Annotated in this window: 22 protein-coding genes; all 22 read left to right on the plus strand. The window is 42.5% G+C overall.

The features are described 5' to 3' along the window. The first annotated feature begins 13 nt into the window (after positions 1-13). Positions 14-2,047, plus strand: a complete 2,034-nt coding sequence (flhA, locus tag NYE49_RS08880; protein ID WP_003231947.1) for a flagellar biosynthesis protein FlhA — start codon at positions 14-16, stop codon at positions 2,045-2,047. Beyond that, entirely contained in the window at positions 2,047-3,147 is a 1,101-nt protein-coding gene (flhF, locus tag NYE49_RS08885) for a flagellar biosynthesis protein FlhF (RefSeq protein WP_003231945.1), read from the plus strand. Before flhA ends, flhF begins: the two co-directional genes overlap by 1 nt. Next, positions 3,138-4,034, plus strand: a complete 897-nt coding sequence (gene flhG / locus NYE49_RS08890; RefSeq protein WP_080030667.1) for a flagellum location/number ATPase FlhG — start codon at positions 3,138-3,140, stop codon at positions 4,032-4,034. Before flhF ends, flhG begins: the two co-directional genes overlap by 10 nt. A 1-nt stretch (position 4,035) precedes the next feature. Continuing rightward, entirely contained in the window at positions 4,036-5,109 is a 1,074-nt protein-coding gene (cheB, locus tag NYE49_RS08895; RefSeq protein ID WP_047182613.1) for a protein-glutamate O-methylesterase CheB, read from the plus strand. Positions 5,110-5,114: 5 nt separating this feature from the next. Continuing rightward, a complete protein-coding gene (gene cheA, locus NYE49_RS08900) occupies positions 5,115-7,133 on the plus strand; it encodes a chemotaxis protein CheA (protein WP_015483230.1) in 2,019 nt (672 codons plus the stop codon). A 21-nt stretch (positions 7,134-7,154) separates the two neighbouring features. Further along, complete coding sequence (gene cheW, locus NYE49_RS08905) at positions 7,155-7,625, plus strand: chemotaxis protein CheW (protein WP_047182614.1); 471 nt, start codon at positions 7,155-7,157, stop codon at positions 7,623-7,625. 18 nt (positions 7,626-7,643) lie between these two features. Then, positions 7,644-8,273 carry a CheY-P phosphatase CheC gene (gene cheC, locus NYE49_RS08910; RefSeq protein WP_003231935.1) on the plus strand — a complete coding sequence of 210 codons (630 nt, stop codon included), beginning with the start codon at positions 7,644-7,646 and terminating at the stop codon, positions 8,271-8,273. Continuing rightward, entirely contained in the window at positions 8,270-8,770 is a 501-nt protein-coding gene (gene cheD / locus NYE49_RS08915) for a chemoreceptor glutamine deamidase CheD (protein ID WP_014476818.1), read from the plus strand. Before cheC ends, cheD begins: the two co-directional genes overlap by 4 nt. A gap of 22 nt (positions 8,771-8,792) precedes the next feature. Beyond that, positions 8,793-9,557, plus strand: a complete 765-nt coding sequence (gene sigD, locus NYE49_RS08920; RefSeq protein ID WP_003220911.1) for an RNA polymerase sigma-28 factor SigD — start codon at positions 8,793-8,795, stop codon at positions 9,555-9,557. Between the two features lie 28 nt (positions 9,558-9,585). Next, positions 9,586-10,089 (plus strand): swarming motility protein SwrB, encoded by a 504-nt coding sequence (gene swrB, locus NYE49_RS08925; protein WP_014476819.1) that lies wholly within the window; start codon positions 9,586-9,588, stop codon positions 10,087-10,089. 143 nt (positions 10,090-10,232) lie between these two features. After that, the gene (gene rpsB / locus NYE49_RS08930) at positions 10,233-10,973 is read left to right on the plus strand and encodes a 30S ribosomal protein S2 (protein WP_003220918.1); all 741 of its coding nucleotides are present in this window, start codon (positions 10,233-10,235) and stop codon (positions 10,971-10,973) included. Between the two features lie 101 nt (positions 10,974-11,074). Then, positions 11,075-11,956, plus strand: coding sequence for a translation elongation factor Ts (gene tsf / locus NYE49_RS08935; protein WP_047182615.1), 882 nt, complete (start codon positions 11,075-11,077; stop codon positions 11,954-11,956). 145 nt (positions 11,957-12,101) lie between these two features. Then, positions 12,102-12,824 (plus strand): UMP kinase, encoded by a 723-nt coding sequence (pyrH, locus tag NYE49_RS08940; RefSeq protein ID WP_003220923.1) that lies wholly within the window; start codon positions 12,102-12,104, stop codon positions 12,822-12,824. Between the two features lies 1 nt (position 12,825). Beyond that, positions 12,826-13,383: a ribosome recycling factor gene (gene frr, locus NYE49_RS08945; RefSeq protein WP_003231927.1), complete on the plus strand. Its 558-nt coding sequence runs from the start codon at positions 12,826-12,828 to the stop codon at positions 13,381-13,383. 130 nt (positions 13,384-13,513) lie between these two features. After that, the gene (locus NYE49_RS08950) at positions 13,514-14,296 is read left to right on the plus strand and encodes an isoprenyl transferase (protein WP_015383676.1); all 783 of its coding nucleotides are present in this window, start codon (positions 13,514-13,516) and stop codon (positions 14,294-14,296) included. Between the two features lie 3 nt (positions 14,297-14,299). Beyond that, positions 14,300-15,109: a phosphatidate cytidylyltransferase gene (gene cdsA, locus NYE49_RS08955; protein ID WP_003231924.1), complete on the plus strand. Its 810-nt coding sequence runs from the start codon at positions 14,300-14,302 to the stop codon at positions 15,107-15,109. Positions 15,110-15,170: 61 nt separating this feature from the next. Continuing rightward, entirely contained in the window at positions 15,171-16,322 is a 1,152-nt protein-coding gene (gene dxr, locus NYE49_RS08960) for a 1-deoxy-D-xylulose-5-phosphate reductoisomerase (protein ID WP_003245155.1), read from the plus strand. Positions 16,323-16,328: 6 nt separating this feature from the next. Further along, positions 16,329-17,597, plus strand: a complete 1,269-nt coding sequence (rseP, locus tag NYE49_RS08965) for an RIP metalloprotease RseP (RefSeq protein WP_010886508.1) — start codon at positions 16,329-16,331, stop codon at positions 17,595-17,597. 32 nt (positions 17,598-17,629) lie between these two features. Next, the gene (gene proS / locus NYE49_RS08970) at positions 17,630-19,324 is read left to right on the plus strand and encodes a proline--tRNA ligase (RefSeq protein WP_003231918.1); all 1,695 of its coding nucleotides are present in this window, start codon (positions 17,630-17,632) and stop codon (positions 19,322-19,324) included. Between the two features lie 108 nt (positions 19,325-19,432). Beyond that, on the plus strand, positions 19,433-23,746 hold the full coding sequence (locus NYE49_RS08975) for a PolC-type DNA polymerase III (RefSeq protein ID WP_047182616.1): 4,314 nt from the start codon (positions 19,433-19,435) through the stop codon (positions 23,744-23,746). Between the two features lie 329 nt (positions 23,747-24,075). Next, positions 24,076-24,546, plus strand: coding sequence for a ribosome maturation factor RimP (gene rimP, locus NYE49_RS08980; protein ID WP_003231915.1), 471 nt, complete (start codon positions 24,076-24,078; stop codon positions 24,544-24,546). Positions 24,547-24,580: 34 nt separating this feature from the next. Next, positions 24,581-25,696, plus strand: coding sequence for a transcription termination factor NusA (gene nusA / locus NYE49_RS08985; RefSeq protein WP_003231912.1), 1,116 nt, complete (start codon positions 24,581-24,583; stop codon positions 25,694-25,696).

Here is a 25,696-nt window from a genome sequence, read left to right on the forward strand (position 1 = left end):
GAGAAAAAACAGCATGTCAACAAGAGATTTATCCGTTTTAATAAGTGTTGTCCTCATTGTGGCGATGCTGGTGATTCCATTTCCTCCATGGCTGTTAAGTATTTTGATCATTATTAATATTTCTCTTGCGTTGATCGTGCTTCTCACCACAATGAATATGCAGGAAGCGCTTCAGTTTTCGATTTTTCCGTCACTGTTGCTGCTTTTGACCCTATTTCGTTTGGGCTTGAACGTCTCAACTACCCGTTCAATTCTTTCACACGGTGAAGGAGGGAAAGTCGTCGAGACTTTCGGAAATTTCGTTGTCGGCGGAAATGTATTAGTTGGACTCGTTGTATTTATCATCCTTATTATTATTCAGTTTATCGTCATTACAAAAGGTGCTGAACGTGTTTCCGAGGTTGCAGCAAGGTTTACGCTGGACGCAATGCCAGGGAAGCAGATGAGTATTGATGCTGATTTAAACGCAGGGATGATTACCGAACAGGAAGCGAAGCATCGCCGCGAAAAAGTGGCAAGAGAAGCAGACTTTTATGGAGCAATGGACGGTGCCAGTAAATTTGTAAAAGGTGACGCCATTGCCGGAATCATCATTGTGATGATCAATATTATTTTCGGAATCGTGATCGGAATGCTTCAGCAGGGCATGTCCATTCAAGAAGCTGCTTCACACTTTACGATGCTGACTGTAGGGGATGGAATTGTTTCGCAAATCCCGGCACTGTTAATTTCTACGGCTACGGGTATTGTGGTCACAAGAGCTGCCTCTGAAGGAAACTTAGGGCATGACATTACAGGCCAGCTGTTTGCGTATCCAAAGCTTTTATACGTCGCAGCAGCTACGATCATGCTTTTAGGTATCTTCACTCCGATCGGCATCCTTCTGACGGGGCCGCTTGCGGGATTGCTTGCTTTTGGCGCATATACACTATCTAAATCAGGTAAGGAAAAAGAAGAAGTGGATGAGATTCTTGAGGAAGAGGCTGAGGTGGACGAGCTTAAAAGCCCTGAAAGTGTTGTTCAGCTTCTGCATATAGATCCGATAGAATTTGAGTTTGGATATGGCCTGATACCGCTTGCTGATGCCAATCAAGGCGGTGATTTATTAGACCGAATTGTTATGATACGCCGTCAGTTGGCTTTGGAACTCGGGCTTGTCATTCCTGTCGTGCGAATCAGAGATAATATAGCGTTGCAGCCTAATGAATACCGATTGAAAATTAAAGGAAACGAAGTAGCAAAAGGCGAGCTGTTGCTTGATCATTATTTAGCGATGTCGCCTACTCCTGAGGACGATCTCATTGAAGGGATTGAAACAGTGGAGCCTTCATTCGGACTGCCGGCTAAATGGATTAGCGAAGCGGTAAAGGATGAAGCCGACATGCTTGGTTATACAGTAGTTGATCCTGCATCAGTCGTTTCAACGCATATTACGGAGAAAATTAAGCAGCATGCCCACGAATTGATCGGAAGGCAGGAGACAAAACAGCTGATCGATCACTTGAAAGAATCGTATCCAGTCCTGGTTGAAGAGGTTACGCCGAATCCATTGTCTGTCGGTGATATTCAGAAAGTGCTTGCTAAGCTTTTAAAAGAGAAAGTTTCAATTCGAAACTTAGTAACGATTTTTGAAACACTTGCTGATTATGGGAAATTAACAACAGATTCTGATCTTTTGACAGAGTATACAAGACAAGCGCTTGCTAAACAAATTACAGCCCAGTTTGCCAAAGAAAATGAAGTGTTGAAGGTTGTTACTTGTTCGGGCCGTGTAGAAAAAGCAATAGCAGACGGTGTGCAGCAGACGGAACACGGGAACTATTTATCACTTGAACCAGATATTTCAGAAAGTATAGTGCGCTCTGTCGCTAAAGAAGCTGAACAGCTCTCATTACGTCAGGAAACCGCGATCCTTCTTTGCTCGCCGCCTGTCAGAATGTATGTGAAGCAGCTTCTGGAACGATACTTCCCTGATCTTCCGGTACTCTCTTATAACGAACTTGAGGCGAATGTTGAGGTACAAAGCATTGGAGTGGTGGATATTTAATGAAAATAAAAAAATTTACTGCTGCTTCAATGCAAGAAGCGGCACTTCTCATCAGAAAAGAGTTAGGTAATGAAGCGGTCATATTAAATTCAAAAAAAATTAAAAAGCGAAAATGGTTTGGCCTCGTCAACAAGCCTGCTGTTGAAGTAATCGCCGTATTGGATCAGGACTTTCTTGAGAAAAAAACGCCTCAGAAGGCAGCTGAACCGAAACAAACATTAAAAACTCCGGTCAGCAGTCCGAAAATAGAGGAGAGAACATATCCCCCTCAAATTCCGGCGCAACAGGAGCTAGGTGATTTTTCAGCATATCAATCTGTACTTCCTGAGCCGCTGCGAAAAGCAGAAAAGCTTTTGCAAGAAACAGGGATCAAAGAGTCTACGAAAACGAACACTCTGAAAAAATTGCTTCGCTTCTCTGTTGAAGCAGGCGGCTTGACTGAAGAAAATGTTGTCGGCAAACTTCAGGAAATACTATGCGATATGCTGCCCTCAGCAGACAAGTGGCAGGAGCCAATTCATTCAAAATATATCGTTCTCTTTGGTTCAACTGGGGCTGGTAAAACAACTACACTGGCTAAACTCGCAGCCATATCTATGCTTGAAAAACATAAAAAAATCGCTTTTATTACAACAGATACGTATCGTATTGCAGCTGTTGAACAGTTGAAAACATACGCTGAACTGCTGCAGGCTCCTCTGGAAGTTTGCTATACAAAAGAAGAATTTCAGCAGGCGAAGGAGTTATTTTCTGAGTATGATCATGTGTTTGTTGATACAGCCGGAAGAAACTTCAAGGACCCGCAATACATTGATGAACTGAAAGAAACGATTCCTTTTGAGAGCAGCATTCAGTCATTTCTTGTTTTATCCGCGACTGCAAAATATGAAGATATGAAGCATATTGTCAAACGGTTTTCATCCGTCCCTGTCAATCAGTATATTTTTACGAAAATAGATGAAACGACTTCCTTAGGTTCTGTATTTAATATACTGGCAGAATCAAAAATAGGTGTCGGGTTTATGACAAACGGACAGAATGTGCCTGAGGATATACAAACTGTATCTCCACTTGGTTTTGTGAGGATGCTGTGCAGATGAACAGATATGACCAAGCAGCAACTTTACGGGCGAAAATGGAAAAACGTGAGCGCGTTCTGCCAATGGTTTATTCACAAAAAGCGAAGACACTTGCTGTCATCAGCGGCAAGGGCGGTGTCGGAAAATCCAATATTACCTTAAATATGGCACTTGCGCTGCAGGATAAAGGTAAGAAGGTGCTGCTCATCGACCTTGATATCGGGATGGGGAACATTGATATATTAATAGGAAATTCATCGTCTGCCACGATAATTGATGTTTTAACCGATCGTAAGCCTTTGCTCCAGTCATTATCCATTGGCCCAAAGGGTTTGCGGTATATATCTGGGGGAACCGGTCTGGATGTGATGTTTCAGCTCGATCAGAGAAAATGGACGTTTTTTGCCAATGAACTTTCTCATGCATTAAGCCAGTTCGATTATGTGCTGTTTGATATGGGAGCGGGCTTATCAAAAGATCAACTGCCTTTTATTTTATCAGCAGAAGATATTTTGATTATAACAACTCCCGAGCCGACGGCCATTATGGACGCATACAGCGCTGTCAAGCACTTGGTTTTGACAGAAAATAAGCTTTCAATGAAGGTGGCTGTCAATCGGTGCCGTGACCAAAAGGAAGGGCTTGACGCTTTTGCCCGCCTCTCCCGTACAATTCATATGTTTTTGGATGTTCAGGTTCAGTTTGCCGGTTCCGTTTCTGACGATGTGATCGTGAGCAAAGCGGTTGTCGAACAGGTTCCTTTTTTCATAAAAAGCCCTCAGGCAAAAGCCAGCCGGTCAGTCCGTATTTTAGCGGACGCCTTGTTTGAAAGAGAAGAAACGAGACACAAAGAAGACAAACAGACATTTATTGAGAAATTATCTTCTTTTTTAATGAGGAGGGCTTAATTTGATTCGTGTGCTTGTAGTTGATGATTCAGCTTTTATGAGAAAAATGATAAGTGATTTTCTGACCGAGGAAAAGCAGATAGAAGTAATCGGAACTGCGAGAAACGGAGAAGAAGCGCTTAAGAAGATTGAATTATTAAAACCGGATGTTATTACTCTTGATGTTGAAATGCCGGTCATGAATGGGACAGATACGCTCCGCAAAATTATTGAGATTTATAACTTGCCGGTCATTATGGTGTCGAGCCAGACCGAGAAAGGTAAAGAATGCACAATTAATTGTTTGGAGATCGGTGCCTTTGACTTTATCACAAAGCCATCAGGCTCAATATCTCTGGATCTATACAAAATTAAAGAACAATTAGTTGAGCGTGTCGTCGCGGCAGGACTTTCCGGCAAGCGGAAACGTCCTGTTTCCCAGACAGTTCGGCCCGAACCTATTGTGCGTGCTGTCGTTAAGCCTGAATTAAGCATACCGAAACCTGGCACGGGCAGACAAATTGTGTGTATCGGCACATCAACAGGCGGTCCACGGGCGTTACAAAAGGTGATACCGAAGCTCCCTAAGGATTTGAACGCACCAGTGGTTGTCGTACAGCACATGCCTGAAGGGTTTACTGCTTCTTTGGCTGATCGGCTGAATCATTTATCTGACATTCAGGTAAAAGAAGCAAAAGATGGTGAAGCAGCTCTTAACGGCTGTGTTTACATAGCACCGGGCGGAAAAAACATATCCGTTATTAAAAACAGCGAAGGACTCCAGATTGTGCTTGATAACCATGACACACCAAGCCGTCATAAACCATCTGCTGATTATTTATTCCGTTCTGTCGGGAAACTGACAGATTATGAAAAAGTAGCGGTTATCATGACCGGAATGGGCAGTGACGGCACTGCTGGGCTAAAGGACATGCTAACAGCCGGCAATGTGAAAGCCATTGCGGAGTCTGAAGAATCTTGTGTCGTATACGGGATGCCAAAAGCTGCTGTTAAAGCGGGTCTCATTCATGAGATTAAACATGTGGAAGATATCGCAGCATCCATCACAAGCTGTGTGAAAAAAGAGAGGGTGTGATTCAAATGGATATGAATCAGTATTTAGATGTCTTTATTGATGAGAGTAAAGAACATTTACAAACATGTAATGAAAAGCTTCTCCTTTTAGAGAAAGACCCGACTGATCTTCAGCTCGTACATGATATATTCAGGGCTGCCCATACATTAAAAGGAATGAGCGCAACGATGGGCTACACGGATTTAGCACATCTAACCCATCTGCTTGAAAACGTGCTGGATGCAATCCGAAACGGAGACATGGCAGTCACCTCAGACTGGCTGGATATTTTGTTTGAAGCTCTGGATCACCTAGAAGCAATGGTTCAGTCTATTATTGATGGCGGGGATGGTAAAAGAGATATCTCAGAAGTGAGTGCCAAGCTTGATGTGAATGGTGCGCACGCTGAATCCGCCGCCTCCGCAGAACCTGCAGAAGCACAGAGTTCAGCATCTGATTGGGAATATGATGAATTTGAACGCACAGTTATACAAGAAGCGGAGGAGCAAGGCTTCAAACGATATGAAATCAAGATTTCTCTGAACGAAAACTGTATGTTAAAAGCAGTTCGTGTCTATATGGTGTTTGAAAAACTAAATGAAGTCGGAGAAGTAGCCAAAACAATTCCAAGTGCTGAAGTGCTTGAAACAGAAGATTTTGGAACTGATTTTCAAGTTTGTTTCTTAACACATCAATCAGCGGAAGACATTGAACAATTAATCAATGGCGTGTCGGAAATTGAGCATGTTGAAGTCATTCAAGGGGCTCCTTTAACATCAGCTGAAAAGCCTGAAGAATCTAAGCAAGAAGATTCACCAGCAGCAGCTGTACCTGCGAAGCAGGAGAAACAAAAACAGCCTGCTAAAAACGATGAACAGGCGAAGCATTCAGCCGGCGGATCTAAAACAATTCGTGTCAACATTGACAGGCTTGATTCTTTAATGAACTTATTTGAAGAGCTTGTCATTGACCGTGGGCGTCTCGAGCAGATTGCGAAAGAGCTTGAGCACAATGAACTGACTGAAACGGTTGAACGAATGACGAGAATTTCCGGAGATTTGCAATCGATTATTCTGAATATGAGGATGGTCCCGGTTGAAACTGTTTTTAACAGATTCCCGAGAATGATTCGCCAGCTTCAGAAAGAGCTGAATAAAAAAATTGAACTCTCGATCATCGGTGCGGAAACTGAACTGGATCGTACAGTAATTGATGAAATCGGAGATCCACTCGTTCACTTGATCAGAAACAGTATTGACCATGGTATCGAGGCGCCGGAAACACGTTTGCAAAAGGGAAAACCGGAATCAGGAAAAGTTGTGCTTAAAGCTTATCACAGCGGCAACCATGTCTTTATCGAAGTAGAGGATGACGGCGCAGGCCTTAATCGCAAAAAAATTCTGGAAAAAGCGCTTGAGCGCGGGGTCATAACGGAAAAAGAAGCTGAAACCTTAGAAGACAACCAAATTTACGAATTGATTTTTGCCCCGGGGTTCTCAACTGCTGACCAAATTTCTGATATTTCCGGCCGCGGTGTAGGACTTGACGTTGTAAAAAACAAACTGGAGTCTCTTGGCGGTTCAGTCAGTGTGAAATCAGCCGAGGGTCAAGGCTCTCTATTCAGCATCCAGCTGCCGCTTACCTTGTCTATTATTTCAGTTCTGCTGATTAAGTTGGAAGAAGAGACATTTGCCATTCCGATTTCTTCAATCATTGAGACAGCAGTTATTGACAGAAAAGACATTTTGCAAACGCATGACCGTGAAGTGATTGACTTTAGAGGGCATATTGTCCCTGTCGTTTATTTAAAAGAAGAGTTTAAAATAGAAGATACAAGAAAAGATGCGGAACAGCTCCATATCATTGTCGTGAAAAAAGGCGACAAACCTACTGCATTTGTGGTGGACTCCTTTATTGGCCAGCAGGAAGTTGTGCTGAAATCACTCGGAGATTATTTAACAAACGTCTTTGCAATTTCCGGAGCTACTATTTTAGGAGACGGAGAAGTAGCGCTCATTATTGATTGTAATGCACTGATTATTTAACCATTCGAGGAGGTGTCTCACATGACTGCAGAAATTAAAACAGGCGAAAAAATGATAGTCTTTATGGTAAATGGCAAAGAATATGCCATTTCCGTCACTCAGGTGAAATCAATTGAAAAATGGCAAAAGCCAACGAGGGTACCTGGCGTCGAACCATATATTTGCGGGGTAATCAATTTACGCGGGGTGGTGACTCCGGTTATTGATTTAAGAAAACGCCTGAATTTGCCAGAGTATGAAATTACCCATGAAACACGAATTATCATTATTGCTTATCGTGATATTGAAGTCGGCTGGATTGTGGATGAAGCGAATGATGTGATTACCGTACACGAAAGTGAAATAGAATCTGCTCCAGAAGGCGTTCAGAAAGATACGGATGTGTCGATCGAACAGATTGTGAAACAAGAGAACAGACTCTTAAATATTATTGATGCGAACGCGGTTTTGGATAAAGAATCATCTCAGTCCGCTGTGCCCGATCAAGCTTAATCTTAAAGGGGTTATGACATGAGTATTTTTAATGGAATCAAAGAAGAGCAGATGGACATTTTGCGGGAAGTCGGCAATATAGGCGCCGGCCACTCCGCCTCTGCAATGGCCCAGCTGTTAAATAGAAAGATAGATATGGAAGTCCCATTTGCAAAGCTGCTGTCTTTTGATGAGCTTGTTGATTTTTTCGGCGGCGCCGATGTCCCGGTTGCCAGCATCTTTTTAAGAATGGAAGGCGATTTAACGGGTTCAATGTTCTTTATAATGCCTTTTTTTCAGGCGGAGCAGTTTATCAGAGAGCTGATTGGAAACCCCGATTTTGACATAGAGGACTTAGGTGAAGACCACATGAGCTCATCCGCTTTGCATGAACTGGGCAATATTTTAGCGGGATCATATTTAACAGCTTTGGCGGATTTGACGAAACTCCAGCTCTATCCAAGTGTTCCTGAAGTCTCATTGGATATGTTCGGAGCTGTGATCAGCGAAGGGCTGATGGAGCTCAGTCAGGTTGGAGAACACGCCATTGTTGTCGACACGTCAATTTTTGACCAAAGCCATCAGCAGGAGCTGAAAGCGCATATGTTTATGCTGCCGGACTATGATTCATTTGAAAAGCTCTTTGTCGCCTTAGGTGCATCATTATGAGTACAACTGAGGCTGTTGTTATAAAGGTTGGGATTGCTGACGTGAAGATCGCCCGCTTCCCGGATACCATCCGGACCTCTGGTTTGGGCTCATGTGTGGGGCTGGTGCTTTATGATAAAGAAAAGCAAACGGCGGGTCTTGTTCATGTCATGCTTCCGGATTCGACGTTATCGAAAACTGCCGAGCTCAACCGGGCTAAGTACGCTGACACCGCCGTAAAGACCACGATTGATATGCTAATAGAAGCGGGATGCCGGAAATTTGCATTAAAAGCAAAGCTGGCCGGCGGATCAGAGATGTTTAAATTTAAATCGACAAATGATTTGATGAAGATCGGACCGAGAAATGTATTAGCGATAAAAGAACAGCTGTCTTTATTTAATATTCCTATTATTAGTGAAGATACGGGCGGCTCAAGCGGCCGGACGATAGAATTTGAACCGAAGTCCTGCATGCTGCATATTCGAACTGTTAAACAAGGTGAAAAAACGATTTAATTAAGGTATTAGGGGGATAACAATGCAATCCTTGAATTATGAAGATCAGGTGCTTTGGACGCGCTGGAAAGAGTGGAAAGATCCTAAAGCCGGTGACGACTTAATGCGCCGTTACATGCCGCTTGTCACATATCATGTAGGCAGAATTTCTGTCGGGCTGCCGAAATCAGTGCATAAAGACGATCTTATGAGCCTTGGTATGCTTGGTTTATATGATGCCCTTGAAAAATTTGACCCCAGCCGGGACTTAAAATTTGATACCTACGCCTCGTTTAGAATTCGCGGCGCAATCATAGACGGGCTTCGTAAAGAAGATTGGCTGCCCAGAACCTCACGCGAAAAAACAAAGAAGGTTGAAGCGGCAATTGAAAAGCTTGAACAGCGGTATCTTCGGAATGTATCGCCCGCGGAAATTGCAGAGGAACTCGGAATGACGGTACAGGATGTCGTGTCAACAATGAATGAAGGTTTTTTTGCAAATCTGCTGTCAATTGATGAAAAGCTCCATGATCAAGATGACGGGGAAAACATTCAAGTCATGATCAGAGATGACAAAAATGTTCCGCCTGAAGAAAAGATTATGAAGGATGAACTGATTGCACAGCTTGCGGAAAAAATTCACGAACTCTCTGAAAAAGAACAGCTGGTTGTCAGTTTGTTCTACAAAGAGGAGTTGACACTGACAGAAATCGGACAAGTATTAAATCTTTCTACGTCCCGCATATCTCAGATCCATTCAAAGGCATTATTTAAATTAAAGAATCTGCTGGAAAAAGTGATACAATAATGAATTTCATGGTTAGCGAGTGAAAAACATGTCAACACTATTATGGCTTTTAAGCTTTACGCTCCACGGCGTTCTTCTGTACGCTGTCATTATCCTGTATACGAGGCTCGCTGCAGTGAAAGAAACAGAAAAACAGCAAAAACAGATACTTGAAGAGACGGAAAACACCTTGGCGGCATTTCTGCTTGAATTAAAAGAAGAAAATGAGAAACTGATAGAAAATAAAGCTTCATCTGCAAGTCAATCAGATGAAGAATCCCAAAAGCCAGGCCTTCAGCCCTCTGAAACATATCAAGAGCGGGATCCAGTCCAAGAGGCAGAGAATCTACCTGAACATATTGAAGGTCTGATTACAGAGGTTGACCGTCGGGAAGAGATCGTAAACAGTGAGGTCCAATCATTTGAAGACCAGGTCATAGAATTATATGAACAGGGATATTCGGCAAGTCAAATTGCCCAGAAAATGAAGAGCGGAAAGACAGAAATCGAGCTATTTTTAAAATTTCGCTCCAAAGGTGTAAAGGATTCTTGATTGTCGGATAAAGCTGTGTTATATTATGTCTTGGTGTTAAATACACACGCTTAACGATTTATGCAGAGGGTGCTGCAGGCGGCAGTTCTGCACAAAAATGACCTAAGCGGAGGAAAAAAACCATTATATTAGGAGGAAATAACATGTCAGTCATTTCTATGAAGCAATTGCTTGAAGCTGGTGTTCACTTCGGTCACCAAACACGCCGTTGGAACCCAAAAATGAAGCGTTACATTTTCACGGAGCGTAACGGAATCTACATCATTGACCTTCAAAAAACAGTCAAAAAAGTAGAGGAAGCTTACAACTTCACTAAAAATCTTGCTGCTGAAGGCGGAAAAATCCTTTTCGTCGGAACAAAAAAACAAGCTCAAGATTCTGTTAAAGAAGAAGCTCAACGCTCTGGCATGTACTATGTCAACCAACGCTGGTTGGGCGGTACATTAACAAACTTTGAAACAATCCAAAAACGTATTAAACGTCTTAAAGACATTGAAAAAATGCAAGAAAACGGTACGTTTGATGTACTTCCTAAAAAAGAAGTCGTTCAATTGAAAAAAGAATTAGAGCGTCTTGAAAAATTCCTAGGCGGAATTAAAGATATGAAGGATCTTCCTGATGCATTATTCATCATCGATCCTCGCAAAGAGCGCATCGCTGTTGCGGAAGCTCGCAAATTAAACATCCCTATCATCGGTATCGTAGATACTAACTGTGATCCAGATGAAATCGATGTTGTTATCCCAGCGAACGATGACGCTATCCGCGCTGTTAAACTTCTAACTTCTAAAATGGCAGATGCAATCTTAGAAGCGAAGCAAGGCGAAGAAGAAGCGGAAGTTGCTGAAGAAACTGCACCAGAAACAGAAACAACAACTGCGTAACCTATTCAAAAGGTGATAAGAGGGACTGCCTTTTATCACCTTTTTTCAAGAAAAATGTGTAATATACATACTCTTGTTTAAACATATAAGGAGGAATACAAATGGCAATTACTGCACAGCAAGTAAAAGAACTGCGTGAAAAAACTGGCGCGGGCATGATGGATTGTAAAAAAGCGTTAACTGAAACTGACGGAGATATGGACAAAGCAATTGACCTTTTAAGAGAAAAAGGGATTGCAAAAGCAGCGAAAAAAGCTGACCGTATCGCAGCAGAAGGTTCTACTCTTATTAAAACTGACGGCAACAAAGGCGTTATCCTAGAAGTAAACTCTGAAACTGATTTCGTTGCGAAAAACGAAGGCTTCAAAGAGCTTCTTAACACTTTAGCTGACCACCTTCTTGCAAACACGCCAGCAGATGTTGAAGAAGCAATGGGTCAAAAAATGGAAAATGGCTCAACTGTTGAAGAGTACATCACAAGCGCAGTTGCTAAAATCGGTGAGAAAATCACTCTTCGCCGCTTTACAGTTCTTACAAAAGACGACAGCTCTGCATTCGGTGCGTACCTTCACATGGGCGGCCGCATCGGTGTATTAACTGTTCTCAACGGTACAAGTGATGAAGAAACTGCGAAAGATATCGCAATGCACGTTGCTGCAGTTAACCCTCGTTACATTTCTCGTGATCAAGTATCTGAAGAAGAAACAAATCATGAGCGTCAAATCTTAACTCAGCAAGCCCTCCAAGAAGGCAAACCTGAAAACATCGTAGCGAAAATGGTTGAAGGCCGTCTGAACAAATTCTTCGAAGAAATTTGTCTATTAGACCAAGCGTTCGTTAAAAACCCAGATGAAAAAGTGAAACAAGTTATTGCAGCGAAAAACGCTACTGTTCAAACTTTTGTCCGCTATGAAGTTGGAGAAGGCATCGAAAAACGTCAAGAAAACTTTGCTGAAGAAGTAATGAACCAAGTGAAAAAATAATGGTGAAAAGATTTCGCGGCTAAGTCGCGTCTTTTCAGGCAGTATAGGGGACACATTTTGTGTTCCCTATTTTTAAAACTATATTTACAAACCTTTTTTTCTCTTGCATAATAGAAAACGGCAATGTTTACACTTGGAGGTTATCATGGAAAAACCAAAATACAAACGTATCGTATTAAAGCTTAGCGGGGAAGCATTGGCAGGAGAACAGGGAAATGGAATTAACCCGACTGTCATTCAATCCATTGCAAAGCAAGTGAAGGAAATCGCTGAGCTTGAAGTCGAAGTGGCTGTTGTAGTAGGCGGCGGCAACTTATGGCGCGGAAAAACAGGAAGTGACCTGGGCATGGACCGCGCGACTGCTGACTATATGGGAATGCTGGCGACAGTAATGAATTCGCTTGCTCTTCAAGACAGCTTGGAAACACTCGGAATCCAGTCCAGAGTGCAAACATCCATTGAAATGAGACAAGTTGCTGAACCGTACATAAGAAGAAAAGCGATACGCCACTTAGAGAAAAAACGTGTCGTTATTTTCGCTGCGGGCACAGGAAACCCATATTTCTCAACTGATACGACAGCTGCACTGCGGGCTGCTGAAATTGAGGCAGACGTTATTTTAATGGCTAAAAATAACGTTGACGGTGTGTATAATGCTGATCCTAGAAAAGATGAATCAGCTGTTAAGTATGAATCACTTTCTTATCTTGACGTTCTTAAAGACGGCCTGGAAGTCATGGATTCAACAGCTTCCTCTTTATGCATGGACAATGACATTCCGCTTATCGTCTTTTCTATTATGGAAGAAGGAAATATCAAACGTGCCGTTATCGGTGAATCAATCGGAACGATCGTGAGGGGGAAATAACGTGTCAAAAGAAGTATTAACTCAAACAAAAGAAAAAATGGAAAAAGCAATTGCTGCTTATCAGCGCGAATTGGCTACTGTACGCGCAGGCCGTGCAAATCCATCATTATTAGATAAAGTAACGGTTGAATATTACGGAGCGCAGACACCTTTAAATCAGTTGTCTTCTATTAACGTGCCTGAAGCTCGTATGCTCGTTATTACGCCATACGACAAAACAGCAATCGGCGATATCGAAAAAGCGATTTTAAAAGCTGATTTAGGTCTTACACCAACAAGTGACGGCAATATGATTCGAATTGCAATTCCGGCACTAACAGAAGAGAGACGGAAAGAATTAGTGAAAGTTGTAAAAAAATATGCTGAAGAAGCAAAAGTAGCTGTTCGTAACGTTCGCCGTGATGCTAACGATGATCTCAAAAAACTTGAGAAAAACGGAGACATTACTGAGGATGAACTGCGTGCTTCCACTGAAGACGTTCAAAAACTGACAGATGAATATGTGTCAAAAATTGACAGTGTCACAAAAGACAAAGAAAAAGAAATCATGGAAGTTTAATGAAAAACTATGTACAATAGATAATAGTGAAAAGACCCTCTCATGTTTACAGGGGGTTTTTTTGTTAATACTGTTGATTACATTGATTATCAGCAGGGAATGTAACCTTTTTGGGTGACGGAGGAATCTCATGCTCAACATACTCAAAAATTGGAAGAATCAGCAAACTGCGGCTTCCAACTTAGAACGTTATACAAAAGAAGACATACTTAAGGGAGAAATTCCCGAACACATCGCCATTATCATGGATGGAAATGGCCGTTGGGCTAAAAAACGCTCTCTTCCCAGAATTGCAGGCCACCATGAAGGGATGAAGGTGGTAAAAAGGACCACGAAGCTCGCAAACGAATTAGGTGTCAAAGTACTGACATTGTATGCATTTTCAACAGAAAACTGGAAAAGACCGAAAATGGAAGTCGATTTTTTAATGAAGCTTCCGGAAGAATTTTTGAATACGTATCTTCCAGAGCTTGTTGAGGAAAATGTACAGGTTCGGATCATTGGGGATGAAACGGCTTTGCCGGCGCACACATTACGTGCAATTGAAAAAGCTGTACAGGACACGGCGCAAAACGACGGAATGATCCTTAATTTTGCTCTTAACTATGGAGGCCGTACTGAAATTGTCAGTGCTGCAAAATCACTCGCGGAAAAAGTGAAGGAAGGCTCTTTGAATATTGAAGACATTGATGAATCGCTTTTTTCTACTTATTTGATGACTGAATCTTTGCAGGATCCTGAACTTTTAATTCGAACGAGCGGCGAGATAAGGCTGAGTAATTTTATGCTATGGCAGGTTGCCTACAGTGAATTTGTCTTTACTGACGTCTTGTGGCCTGACTTTAAAGAAGATCACTTCTTGCAGGCGTTAGGAGAGTATCAGCAGAGAGGCCGGAGGTTTGGCGGAATTTAGAGGATGGTGGACATGAAACAAAGAATTTTGACAGGTGTTCTGGCAGCAATTGTATTTTTATTTTTGGTTATTGTCGGGAAATTGCCGTTCACCATATTAATTTATGCTATGGGCAGTGTGGCGCTTTTTGAACTTTTACGGATGAAAAAGCTGAAGCTGGTTTCACTGCCGGGTTTGATCGGCCTTTTATTATTGTGGATGTTCTTATTGCCAAGCCAGTATTCGTTTTTTGAAGCGGACGGAATTTCCAAAATGGAAATCGCTTTATTTGCGGTACTGCTATTGCTGACTTACACAGTGTTGGTCAAGAACACCTTTACTTTTGATGAAGTCGGGTTTATTACGCTTGCAGCAATTTACATCGGAATGTGTTTTCATTATTTTATCGAAATCAGAAATCTTGACCAATACGGATTAACATACATTTTTTATGCGTGTGTTGTCATTTGGTCCACCGATTCCGGTGCCTATTTTGTCGGTAAATCGCTTGGGAAGCGGAAACTGTGGCCTGAAATCAGTCCGAATAAAACAGTCGAAGGGTTTGCAGGCGGAATTGTCATCGCACTTGTATTGGCGACGATTTTTCAGCTTGTTGCACAACTTCCGATCCCGTATATCTATCTGCTGTTGATCACGCTGTTTTTGTCTGTTTTTGGACAACTGGGAGATTTAGTGGAATCCGCGTTGAAAAGACATTACGATGTAAAGGATTCTGGGAATATTCTTCCCGGGCATGGCGGTATATTAGACCGTTTTGACAGTTTCTTGTTTGTCATGCCTTTCTTGTACTTTCTGCTTGCCCTTTTTTCATAAAAAAGTCTAATATGAATATGAGACTGATCACGCAGCAATAAGAATAGGAGTAGTGGCAACTTTGAAAAATATTTGTCTTTTAGGAGCAACAGGATCAATCGGCGAACAGACTCTTGATGTACTGCGTGCACATCAAGATCAATTTCAGCTGGTATCTATGTCGTTTGGCAGAAATATTGATAAGGCCGTTCCAATGATTGAGGTCTTTCAGCCGAAGTTTGTCTCTGTCGGTGATCTGGATACATATCATAAATTAAAACAAATGTCTTTTTCTTTTGAATGCCAAATTGGGCTGGGAGAAGAAGGACTGATAGAAGCAGCAGTGATGGAGGAGGTTGACATTGTTGTCAACGCTTTGCTTGGAAGCGTCGGTCTTATCCCGACGTTAAAGGCAATTGAACAGAAAAAAACAATTGCGCTTGCAAATAAGGAAACTCTTGTCACTGCAGGGCATATAGTAAAAGAACATGCTAAGAAATATGATGTTCCGCTGCTGCCTGTTGACAGTGAGCATTCAGCCATTTTTCAAGCTCTTCAAGGCGAACAGGCTAAAAACATTGAACGCCTCATCATTACGGCATCCGGCGGAAGTTTTCGGGACAAGACGCGGGAGGAGCTCGAATCAGTAACAGTTGAAGATGCATTAAAACATCCAAACTGGTCAATGGGTGCAAAAATTACAATTGATTCGGCTACAATGATGAATAAGGGATTAGAGGTGATCGAGGCACACTGGCTTTTCGATATACCTTATGAACAAATTGATGTGGTTTTACATAAGGAGAGCATCATCCATTCAATGGTTGAGTTCCATGATAAAAGTGTGATCGCACAGCTCGGAACTCCGGATATGAGAGTCCCCATTCAATATGCGCTCACTTATCCTGACCGATTGCCATTACCAGATGCGAAAAGGCTTGAATTATGGGAAATCGGCAGCCTTCATTTTGAGAAAGCTGATTTTGACAGGTTCCGATGCTTACAATTTGCTTTTGAATCAGGTAAAATAGGAGGAACAATGCCGACAGTGCTAAATGCGGCAAATGAAGTAGCTGTCGCTGCCTTTTTAGCTGGCAAGATACCGTTTTTGGCTATTGAAGACTGTATCGAAAAGGCACTAACCCGCCATCAATTACTGAAAAAACCGAGCCTGGCGGACATTCAAGAAGTGGACAAAGATACCCGGGGATACGTCAATTCAATACTCACATAAGGTGGTATGTTCGTGAATACAGTTATAGCGTTTATCATTATTTTCGGAACGCTCGTTTTCTTCCATGAACTGGGCCATTTATTGCTAGCCCAAAGAGCGGGAATTCTCTGCCGTGAATTTGCGATCGGCTTCGGTCCAAAGATTTTTTCTTTCAAAAAAAATGAAACAGTTTATACGATCAGGCTGCTTCCGGTCGGCGGATTTGTTCGTATGGCCGGCGAAGATCCGGAAATGATTGAGGTGAAACCCGGATACACGGTCGGGCTTCTGTTTAATAAAGAAGATCAAGTTGAGAAAGTCATCATCAATCAAAAGGAAAAATATCCGGATGCTTTAGTCATTGAAGTGGAAACAGCTGATCTAGAGCATGACATGAAGATCACCGGTTATGAACAGGGGAAAGAGGACGAACTTTCCAGCTTTACTGTCAGCGAAACATCCTTTTTTATTGTAGACGGAGAAGAAGTGCAGATTGCGCCGTATAATCGCCAATTTGGTTCCAAACCTGTGTGGCAGCGGATTAAAGCAATTGCTGCAGGGCCGATTATGAACTTTATTTTAGCTTACGTCATTTTAGTGATGCTTGGGCTGATTCAAGGCGTACCGTCAAATGAACCTATGCTCGGGCAGCTGACAGACAATGGACGGGCGGCTGAAGCAGGGCTAAAAGAAGGGGATTATATCCAAAGCATTAACGGAGAGAAAATGAGGTCTTGGACTGACATTGTCTCCGCTGTAAAAGAAAACCCGGAGAAAGAAATGGACGTTGCAGTAAAAAGAGATAACAAAACGCTTCATATTTCAGTGACTCCGGAAGCTGTTAAAGATGAGAACAAAAAAACAATCGGACGTTTCGGTTCCTATGCGCCGACTGAAAAAGGCGTACTCTCAGCGGTTGCTTACGGCGCGACATCAACAGTTGATGTCACCAAAGCGATTTTAACCAATCTGAGCAAATTAGTAACAGGCCAATTTAAACTCGATATGCTGTCAGGTCCTGTCGGCATATATGATATGACAGACCAAGTGGCGAAAACAGGGATCGTGAACTTATTTCAGTTTGCGGCGTTTTTAAGCATTAACCTTGGGATTGTCAACCTGCTTCCGATTCCGGCACTTGACGGAGGAAGACTGTTGTTTCTATTTATTGAAGCGATTCGGGGCAAACCGATTAACAGGGAAAAAGAAGCATTTGTTGTGTTTATCGGAGTAGCTTTTCTAATGCTTCTTATGCTGGTTGTCACATGGAACGATATCCAGCGGCTGTTTTTGTAAACGAAAAGTAAATCAATCAGAGGTGCGAAGAAATGAGACAAAGCTTGACGCTTATTCCTACGCTCCGTGAAGTTCCAGCTGATGCCGAAGCAAAAAGTCATCAGCTTCTTCTGAGAGCAGGATTTATCAGACAGAATACGAGCGGGGTATACAGCTATATGCCTCTTGCGTATAAGGTGATTCAAAACATTCAGCAGATTGTTCGAGAGGAAATGGAGAAAATTGATGCCGTAGAAATGCTTATGCCCGCATTGCAGCAGGCAGAGACATGGCAGGAATCAGGCAGATGGTATACGTATGGTCCCGAACTGATGAGACTAAAAGACCGTCATGGCCGTGAATTTGCTTTAGGGGCAACGCATGAAGAGGTTATCACTTCGCTTGTTCGCGATGAGGTTAAATCTTATAAGCGTCTCCCTCTGACTCTTTATCAAATTCAGTCTAAGTTCAGAGATGAAAAACGTCCTCGCTTCGGTTTGTTAAGAGGCCGCGAATTTATTATGAAGGATGCGTACTCTTTCCATGCATCTGCAGAGAGCCTGGATGAAACGTATCAAAAAATGTACGAGGCCTATTCTAATATTTTTGCCCGCTGCGGCATTAATGTAAGACCTGTTATCGCTGATTCAGGCGCAATGGGAGGAAAGGATACGCACGAATTTATGGCACTTTCTGCGATCGGAGAGGATACGATTGCGTATTCTGATGAATCACAGTACGCGGCTAATATCGAGATGGCTGAAGTTCTTCACCAGGAAGTTCCTTCAGATGAAGAGCCTAAAGCTCTAGAGAAGGTTCATACGCCTAACGTGAAAACAATCGAAGAACTGACTGCGTTCTTGCAGGTTTCGGCTGAAGCGTGCATTAAGTCAGTATTGTTTAAAGCTGATGACCGTTTTGTCTTAGTGCTTGTAAGAGGGGATCATGAAGTTAACGATATTAAAGTGAAAAACTTGCTTCATGCAGAAGTTGTAGAGCTTGCCACACATGAAGAGGTCATTCAGCAGCTCGGAACAGAGCCAGGCTTTGTAGGCCCTGTCGGTATTCATCAGGATGTGGAAGTATATGCCGATCAAGCTGTGAAAGCAATGGTTAATGCTGTTGCCGGGGCAAATGAAGGAGATCATCATTATAAAAATGTCAATGTGAACCGTGACGCGCAAATTAAAGAATTTGCTGATCTTCGTTTTATTAAAGAAGGTGATCCTTCACCAGACGGCAAGGGAACGATCCGTTTTGCGGAGGGAATCGAAGTCGGACAAGTCTTTAAGCTCGGAACACGCTATTCAGAAGCGATGAATGCGACATATTTAGATGAAAACGGACGCGCGCAGCCAATGCTGATGGGCTGTTACGGAATCGGTGTGTCAAGAACGCTTTCTGCTATTGCTGAACAGCATCACGACGAAAAAGGATTAATATGGCCAAAAAGCGTTGCGCCGTACGATCTTCATATTCTTGCATTGAACATGAAAAACGATGGGCAAAGAGAGCTTGCTGAAAAGCTGTATGCCGATTTAAAAGCGGAAGGCTATGAAGTGCTCTATGACGACCGTGCTGAGCGTGCCGGCGTAAAATTCGCTGATTCAGATCTAATCGGCCTTCCAATCCGCATCACTGTCGGAAAACGGGCTGACGAAGGAATTGTCGAAGTGAAAATTCGTCAAACAGGTGAGTCAACTGAGATTTCAGTAGACGAATTATCTGCGTTTATCAGCAAGCAGTAATCACCATAACGATTTATCAAAAAACATGTTAAAATAGAAATAATAGAAGGTACCTCATTGCCTGAGGTACCTTCACTTATGATGTTTTTAGGGAGGGATACTGTCTTAATGGAACAGTTATCAGTAAACAGAAGGCAGTTTCAAATTCTTCTGCAGCAGATTAATATGACAGATGATACCTTCATGACCTACTTTGAACATGGCGAGATTAAAAAGCTGACAATTCACAAAGTTTCTAAGTCTTGGCATTTTCATTTTCAATTTAAATCTTTGCTGCCTTTTCAAATATATGACACATTAACAACGAGGCTGACGCAATCGTTTGCCCACATAGCAAAAGTGACATCTTCAATTGAAGTTCAGGATGCCGAGGTCAGTGAAAGTATTGTTCAAGACTACTGGTCACGCTGCATTGAAGAACTGCAGGGCATTTCGCCGCCGATTATCAGTCTTTTAAACCAGCAAAAACCGAAGCTGAAGGGCAATAAACTGATTGTCAAAACCAAAACGGATACAGAAGCGGCTGCGCTAAAGAATAAATACAGTTCCATGATACAAGCAGGCTACCGTCAATTTGGCTTTCCGGATCTTCAGCTTGATGCTGAAATATTTGTATCCGAGCAGGAAGTTCAAAAGTTTCGGGAGCAAAAGCTTGCAGAAGACCAAGAGCGGGCTATGCAGGCCTTGATTGAAATGGAGAAGAAAGATAAAGAAAGTGATGAAGACCAAGCACCATCTGGTCCTCTTGTTATCGGTTATCAAATTAAAGATAACGAAGAAATCCGGACACTTGACAGCATCATGGACGAAGAACGAAGAATTACGGTCCAAGGTTATGTGTTTGATGTGGAGACGCGCGAGCTGAAGAGCGGGCGCACGCTGTGTATCTTCAAAATTACAGACTATACAAATAGTATTTTGATCAAAATGTTTGCACGTGAAAAAGAAGATGCGGCACTGATGAAGTCGCTGAAAAAAGGAATGTGGGTAAAAGCACGCGGAAGCATTCAAAATGATACATTTGTCAGAGACCTTGTCATGATCGCAAATGACGTAAACGAAATAAAAGCAAAAATCCGTGAAGATTCAGCACCTGAAGGAGAAAAAAGAGTGGAATTGCATCTTCATTCCCCAATGAGCCAAATGGATGCTGTTACGGGTATCGGAAAGCTTGTCGAACAGGCGAAAAAATGGGGACATGAGGCCATCGCTTTGACTGACCATGCTGTCGTTCAATCCTTCCCTGATGCGTATTCTGCGGCCAAAAAGCATGGAATTAAAATGATTTACGGGATGGAAGCGAATCTCGTGGATGATGGCGTGCCAATTGCTTATAATGCCGCACATCGTCTGCTCGAAGAAGAAACATATGTTGTTTTTGACGTTGAGACGACAGGATTGTCTGCTGTATACGATACCATTATTGAGCTGGCTGCAGTAAAAGTAAAAGGCGGAGAAATTATTGATAAATTTGAGGCGTTTGCGAACCCGCATCGTCCGCTTTCCGCCACAATCATAGAGCTGACAGGCATCACTGATGATATGCTACAAGACGCTCCGGATGTCGTAGATGTAATAAGAGATTTCAGAGAATGGATTGGCGATGATATCCTTGTCGCTCATAATGCAAGTTTTGATATGGGATTCTTAAATGTAGCCTATAAAAAGCTTCTTGAAGTCGATAAAGCTAAAAACCCAGTCATTGATACGCTTGAACTTGGACGTTTTCTCTATCCGGAATTTAAAAATCACCGGTTGAACACACTTTGTAAAAAGTTTGATATCGAACTCACACAGCATCACCGTGCGATCTATGATACTGAGGCAACCGCTTATTTGCTTCTGAAAATGCTGAAAGACGCAGCTGAAAAAGGAATTCAGTACCATGATGAGTTGAATGAAAATATGGGTCAGTCCAATGCTTATCAAAGATCAAGACCGTATCATGCAACATTACTTGCCGTGAACAGCACCGGACTTAAAAATTTATTTAAGCTTGTGTCACTTTCTCATATTCATTATTTTTACAGAGTGCCGCGTATTCCGAGATCTCAGCTTGAGAAATACAGGGAAGGGCTTCTGATCGGTTCTGCCTGTGACAGGGGAGAGGTTTTTGAGGGAATGATGCAAAAATCGCCTGAAGAGGTGGAAGATATCGCGTCATTCTATGATTACCTTGAGGTTCAGCCGCCTGAAGTGTATCGTCACTTGCTGGAGCTCGAACTGGTCCGTGATGAAAAAGCGCTGAAAGAAATTATTGCGAATATCACGAAGCTGGGGGAAAAGCTTAATAAACCGGTTGTTGCTACGGGAAATGTTCATTACTTGAATGATGAGGATAAAATCTACAGAAAGATTTTAATATCCTCACAAGGCGGGGCAAATCCGCTGAACAGGCATGAACTGCCGAAAGTGCATTTCAGAACGACAGACGAAATGCTTGAAGCTTTTTCTTTCTTAGGTGAAGAAAAAGCGAAGGAGATCGTAGTCACCAATACCCAAAAGGTTGCTTCTTTAGTTGATGACATCAAGCCGATTAAAGATGATTTATATACGCCGAAAATCGAAGGCGCCGATGAAGAGATCAGAGAAATGAGCTATCAGCGTGCAAGAAGCATTTACGGGGAAGAGTTGCCTGAAATTGTCGAAGCGCGGATTGAAAAAGAGTTAAAGAGTATTATTGGCCACGGATTTGCTGTTATTTACTTGATCTCTCACAAACTTGTAAAACGTTCACTAGATGACGGGTATCTCGTTGGTTCCCGTGGTTCCGTAGGATCTTCATTAGTTGCGACACTTACTGAGATTACTGAGGTAAACCCGCTGCCGCCGCACTATGTTTGTCCTGAGTGCCAGCATTCTGAGTTCTTTAATGACGGTTCTGTCGGTTCCGGTTTTGACCTGCCTGACAAGACATGCCCTCATTGCGGAACGCCTTTGAAAAAAGACGGCCATGATATTCCATTTGAAACGTTCTTAGGATTTAAAGGGGACAAAGTACCTGATATCGATTTGAACTTCTCAGGGGAATATCAGCCGCAAGCACACAATTACACAAAAGTATTGTTCGGAGAAGACAATGTATATCGTGCGGGAACAATAGGCACGGTGGCAGAAAAAACAGCCTACGGTTATGTAAAAGGCTATGCCGGAGACAACAATCTTCATATGCGCGGTGCCGAAATAGATCGGCTCGTGCAGGGATGCACGGGTGTAAAACGTACAACTGGACAGCACCCTGGCGGTATTATCGTAGTTCCGGATTATATGGATATTTATGATTTTTCACCGATCCAGTTCCCGGCAGATGCCACAGGTTCAGAGTGGAAAACGACTCATTTTGATTTCCACTCCATCCATGACAACCTGTTAAAACTTGATATTCTCGGACACGATGACCCGACTGTTATTCGGATGCTTCAAGACTTAAGTGGAATAGATCCGAAAACAATTCCGACGGATGATCCTGAAGTGATGAAGATCTTCCAGGGAACCGAATCACTCGGTGTGACTGAAGAACAGATTGGCTGTAAAACGGGCACTCTTGGAATTCCTGAATTCGGAACCCGATTTGTCCGGCAGATGCTTGAAGATACAAAGCCGACCACTTTTTCTGAGCTCGTTCAGATTTCAGGCTTGTCTCACGGAACTGATGTATGGCTTGGCAATGCACAGGAGCTCATCCACAATAATATTTGTGAGCTGAGTGAGGTTATCGGCTGCCGTGATGACATTATGGTTTATTTAATCTATCAAGGCCTTGAGCCGTCCCTTGCCTTTAAAATCATGGAATTCGTGCGTAAAGGAAAAGGATTAACGCCTGAATGGGAAGAAGAAATGAAAAATAACAATGTCCCAGACTGGTATATTGATTCTTGTAAAAAGATTAAATACATGTTCCCGAAAGCCCACGCCGCGGCATATGTCTTAATGGCAGTCCGCATTGCTTACTTTAAAGTGCATCATGCTCTTTTGTATTATGCGGCTTATTTTACCGTTCGTGCAGATGACTTTGATATTGATACAATGATCAAGGGCTCTACAGCAATCAGAGCGGTAATGGAGGATATAAACGCTAAAGGACTTGACGCTTCACCGAAGGAAAAGAACCTTCTGACTGTTTTAGAATTAGCGCTTGAGATGTGTGAGAGAGGCTATTCATTCCAAAAAGTCGATTTATATCGCTCCAGCGCCACAGAGTTTATTATTGACGGCAACAGTCTTATTCCGCCGTTTAACTCTATTCCAGGGTTAGGGACGAACGCTGCTTTGAACATTGTAAAAGCTCGTGAAGAAGGCGAATTCCTCTCAAAAGAAGATTTGCAAAAGAGAGGGAAAGTATCAAAAACGATTTTAGAGTACTTAGATCGCCATGGCTGTCTGGAGTCACTGCCTGATCAAAACCAATTGTCACTGTTCTAATATGGAAAGCAGAATTTCTCAGAAATTCTGCTTCTATGCATACATAAGCGCAAAAAGTGCCATCGTAATATTAGAGTTTCTGTCACTTGCTTAGGTATGAAGGTAAGCGTATATCCATTTGCAATAAAAATATGGTTATGGTATAGTTTTATTGGAAATGCTAACGATTACCGAGGCAAAGAGTGGGGAAACCCGCTCTTTTGTATTGAACAGGAGAATTTTGTCTCGACATGTTCATCGTTTACTTTTTAGCCCCTGCTCTTTTGAAGCAGGGTTTTTATGCAGAGTGACGAGACGAATATGAGATCGACAGCACAAGGAGGAAGAACATGAGCAAAAAAGTGACTGACACCGTTCAAGAAATGGCTCAGCCAATCGTAGACAGCCTTCAGCTGGAACTCGTTGACATTGAATTTGTCAAAGAGGGCCAAAGCTGGTTCCTTCGCGTGTTTATTGATTCCGATGACGGTGTGGATATTGAGGAATGTGCCAAAGTAAGCGAAGCTTTAAGCGAAAAGCTTGATGAGGCAGACCCAATCAGCCAAAATTACTTTCTTGAAGTCTCATCTCCAGGAGCTGAGCGTCCGCTAAAGAAAAAAGCCGATTTCGAAAAATCACTAGGAAAAAACGTATACATTAAGACGTATGAGCCTATTGACGGCGTAAAAGTGTTTGAAGGTGAACTGGCTGAATTTGATGGACAAACAGTGACAGTTGAGATCACGATCAAAACAAGAAAGAAACGGATCAATATTCCGTATGAAAAGATAGCTAATGCAAGATTAGCTGTTACATTCTAATGAATACAAATGTTTTAAGGGGGGAGACCGTTAAATGAGCAGTGAATTATTAGATGCTCTCACGATTCTTGAAAAAGAAAAAGGCATCAGTAAAGAAATTATCATCGAAGCAATCGAAGCTGCGTTAATTTCTGCTTATAAGCGGAATTTTAATCAAGCGCAAAATGTACGGGTGGATCTAAACCGTGAAACTGGCTCCATCCGTGTATTTGCAAGAAAAGATGTCGTTGACGAAGTATACGACCAGAGATTAGAGATCTCAATTGAAGAGGCACAGGGCATCCATCCGGAATATATGGTCGGCGATGTCGTCGAAATCGAAGTTACACCTAAGGATTTCGGGCGCATAGCTGCTCAAACAGCGAAGCAGGTCGTCACACAGCGTGTGCGCGAAGCTGAGCGCGGTGTGATTTATTCTGAATTCATCGACCGTGAAGAAGACATCATGACAGGGATCGTCCAGCGTCTGGACAATAAATTTATCTACGTGTCTTTAGGCAAAATAGAAGCCTTGCTGCCGGTTAATGAGCAAATGCCGAATGAAAGCTACAAGCCCCATGACCGCATTAAGGTATATATCACAAAAGTAGAAAAAACAACGAAGGGCCCGCAGATTTATGTGTCAAGAACACATCCAGGCCTGTTAAAGCGTTTGTTTGAAATTGAAGTGCCTGAAATTTATGATGGAACTGTCGAGCTAAAATCTGTTGCCAGAGAAGCCGGCGACCGTTCAAAAATTTCTGTTCGCACAGATGATCCTGACGTGGATCCTGTCGGTTCATGCGTAGGGCCTAAAGGCCAGCGTGTGCAAGCAATCGTCAATGAATTAAAAGGTGAAAAAATTGACATTGTCAACTGGTCCAGTGATCCTGTAGAATTTGTCGCGAATGCGCTCAGCCCTTCCAAAGTGCTTGATGTCATTGTTAATGAAGAAGAAAAAGCGACAACTGTTATTGTTCCTGATTACCAGCTGTCTCTGGCAATTGGCAAAAGAGGACAAAACGCACGCTTAGCTGCTAAACTGACAGGCTGGAAGATTGATATTAAGAGCGAAACGGACGCAAGAGAACTTGGAATCTATCCGAGAGAACTTGAAGAAGATGATGAGCCGCTCTTTACGGAGCCTGAAACTGCTGAATCGGATGAATAA

The organism is Bacillus sp. FSL L8-0358 (assembly GCF_038593095.1).
Classification (GTDB): domain Bacteria; phylum Bacillota; class Bacilli; order Bacillales; family Bacillaceae; genus Bacillus; species Bacillus subtilis.

Coding starts and splice junctions, on each gene's coding strand:
- flhA (WP_003231947.1), top strand. CDS start 14: ATGTCAACAAGAGATTTATCCGTTTTAATAAGTGTTGTCCTCATTGTG.
- flhF (WP_003231945.1), top strand. CDS start 2,047: ATGAAAATAAAAAAATTTACTGCTGCTTCAATGCAAGAAGCGGCACTT.
- cheA (WP_015483230.1), top strand. CDS start 5,115: ATGGATATGAATCAGTATTTAGATGTCTTTATTGATGAGAGTAAAGAA.
- cheW (WP_047182614.1), top strand. CDS start 7,155: ATGACTGCAGAAATTAAAACAGGCGAAAAAATGATAGTCTTTATGGTA.
- cheC (WP_003231935.1), top strand. CDS start 7,644: ATGAGTATTTTTAATGGAATCAAAGAAGAGCAGATGGACATTTTGCGG.
- cheD (WP_014476818.1), top strand. CDS start 8,270: ATGAGTACAACTGAGGCTGTTGTTATAAAGGTTGGGATTGCTGACGTG.
- sigD (WP_003220911.1), top strand. CDS start 8,793: ATGCAATCCTTGAATTATGAAGATCAGGTGCTTTGGACGCGCTGGAAA.
- swrB (WP_014476819.1), top strand. CDS start 9,586: ATGTCAACACTATTATGGCTTTTAAGCTTTACGCTCCACGGCGTTCTT.
- rpsB (WP_003220918.1), top strand. CDS start 10,233: ATGTCAGTCATTTCTATGAAGCAATTGCTTGAAGCTGGTGTTCACTTC.
- tsf (WP_047182615.1), top strand. CDS start 11,075: ATGGCAATTACTGCACAGCAAGTAAAAGAACTGCGTGAAAAAACTGGC.
- pyrH (WP_003220923.1), top strand. CDS start 12,102: ATGGAAAAACCAAAATACAAACGTATCGTATTAAAGCTTAGCGGGGAA.
- NYE49_RS08950 (WP_015383676.1), top strand. CDS start 13,514: ATGCTCAACATACTCAAAAATTGGAAGAATCAGCAAACTGCGGCTTCC.
- cdsA (WP_003231924.1), top strand. CDS start 14,300: ATGGTGGACATGAAACAAAGAATTTTGACAGGTGTTCTGGCAGCAATT.
- rseP (WP_010886508.1), top strand. CDS start 16,329: ATGTTCGTGAATACAGTTATAGCGTTTATCATTATTTTCGGAACGCTC.
- proS (WP_003231918.1), top strand. CDS start 17,630: ATGAGACAAAGCTTGACGCTTATTCCTACGCTCCGTGAAGTTCCAGCT.
- NYE49_RS08975 (WP_047182616.1), top strand. CDS start 19,433: ATGGAACAGTTATCAGTAAACAGAAGGCAGTTTCAAATTCTTCTGCAG.
- rimP (WP_003231915.1), top strand. CDS start 24,076: ATGAGCAAAAAAGTGACTGACACCGTTCAAGAAATGGCTCAGCCAATC.
- nusA (WP_003231912.1), top strand. CDS start 24,581: ATGAGCAGTGAATTATTAGATGCTCTCACGATTCTTGAAAAAGAAAAA.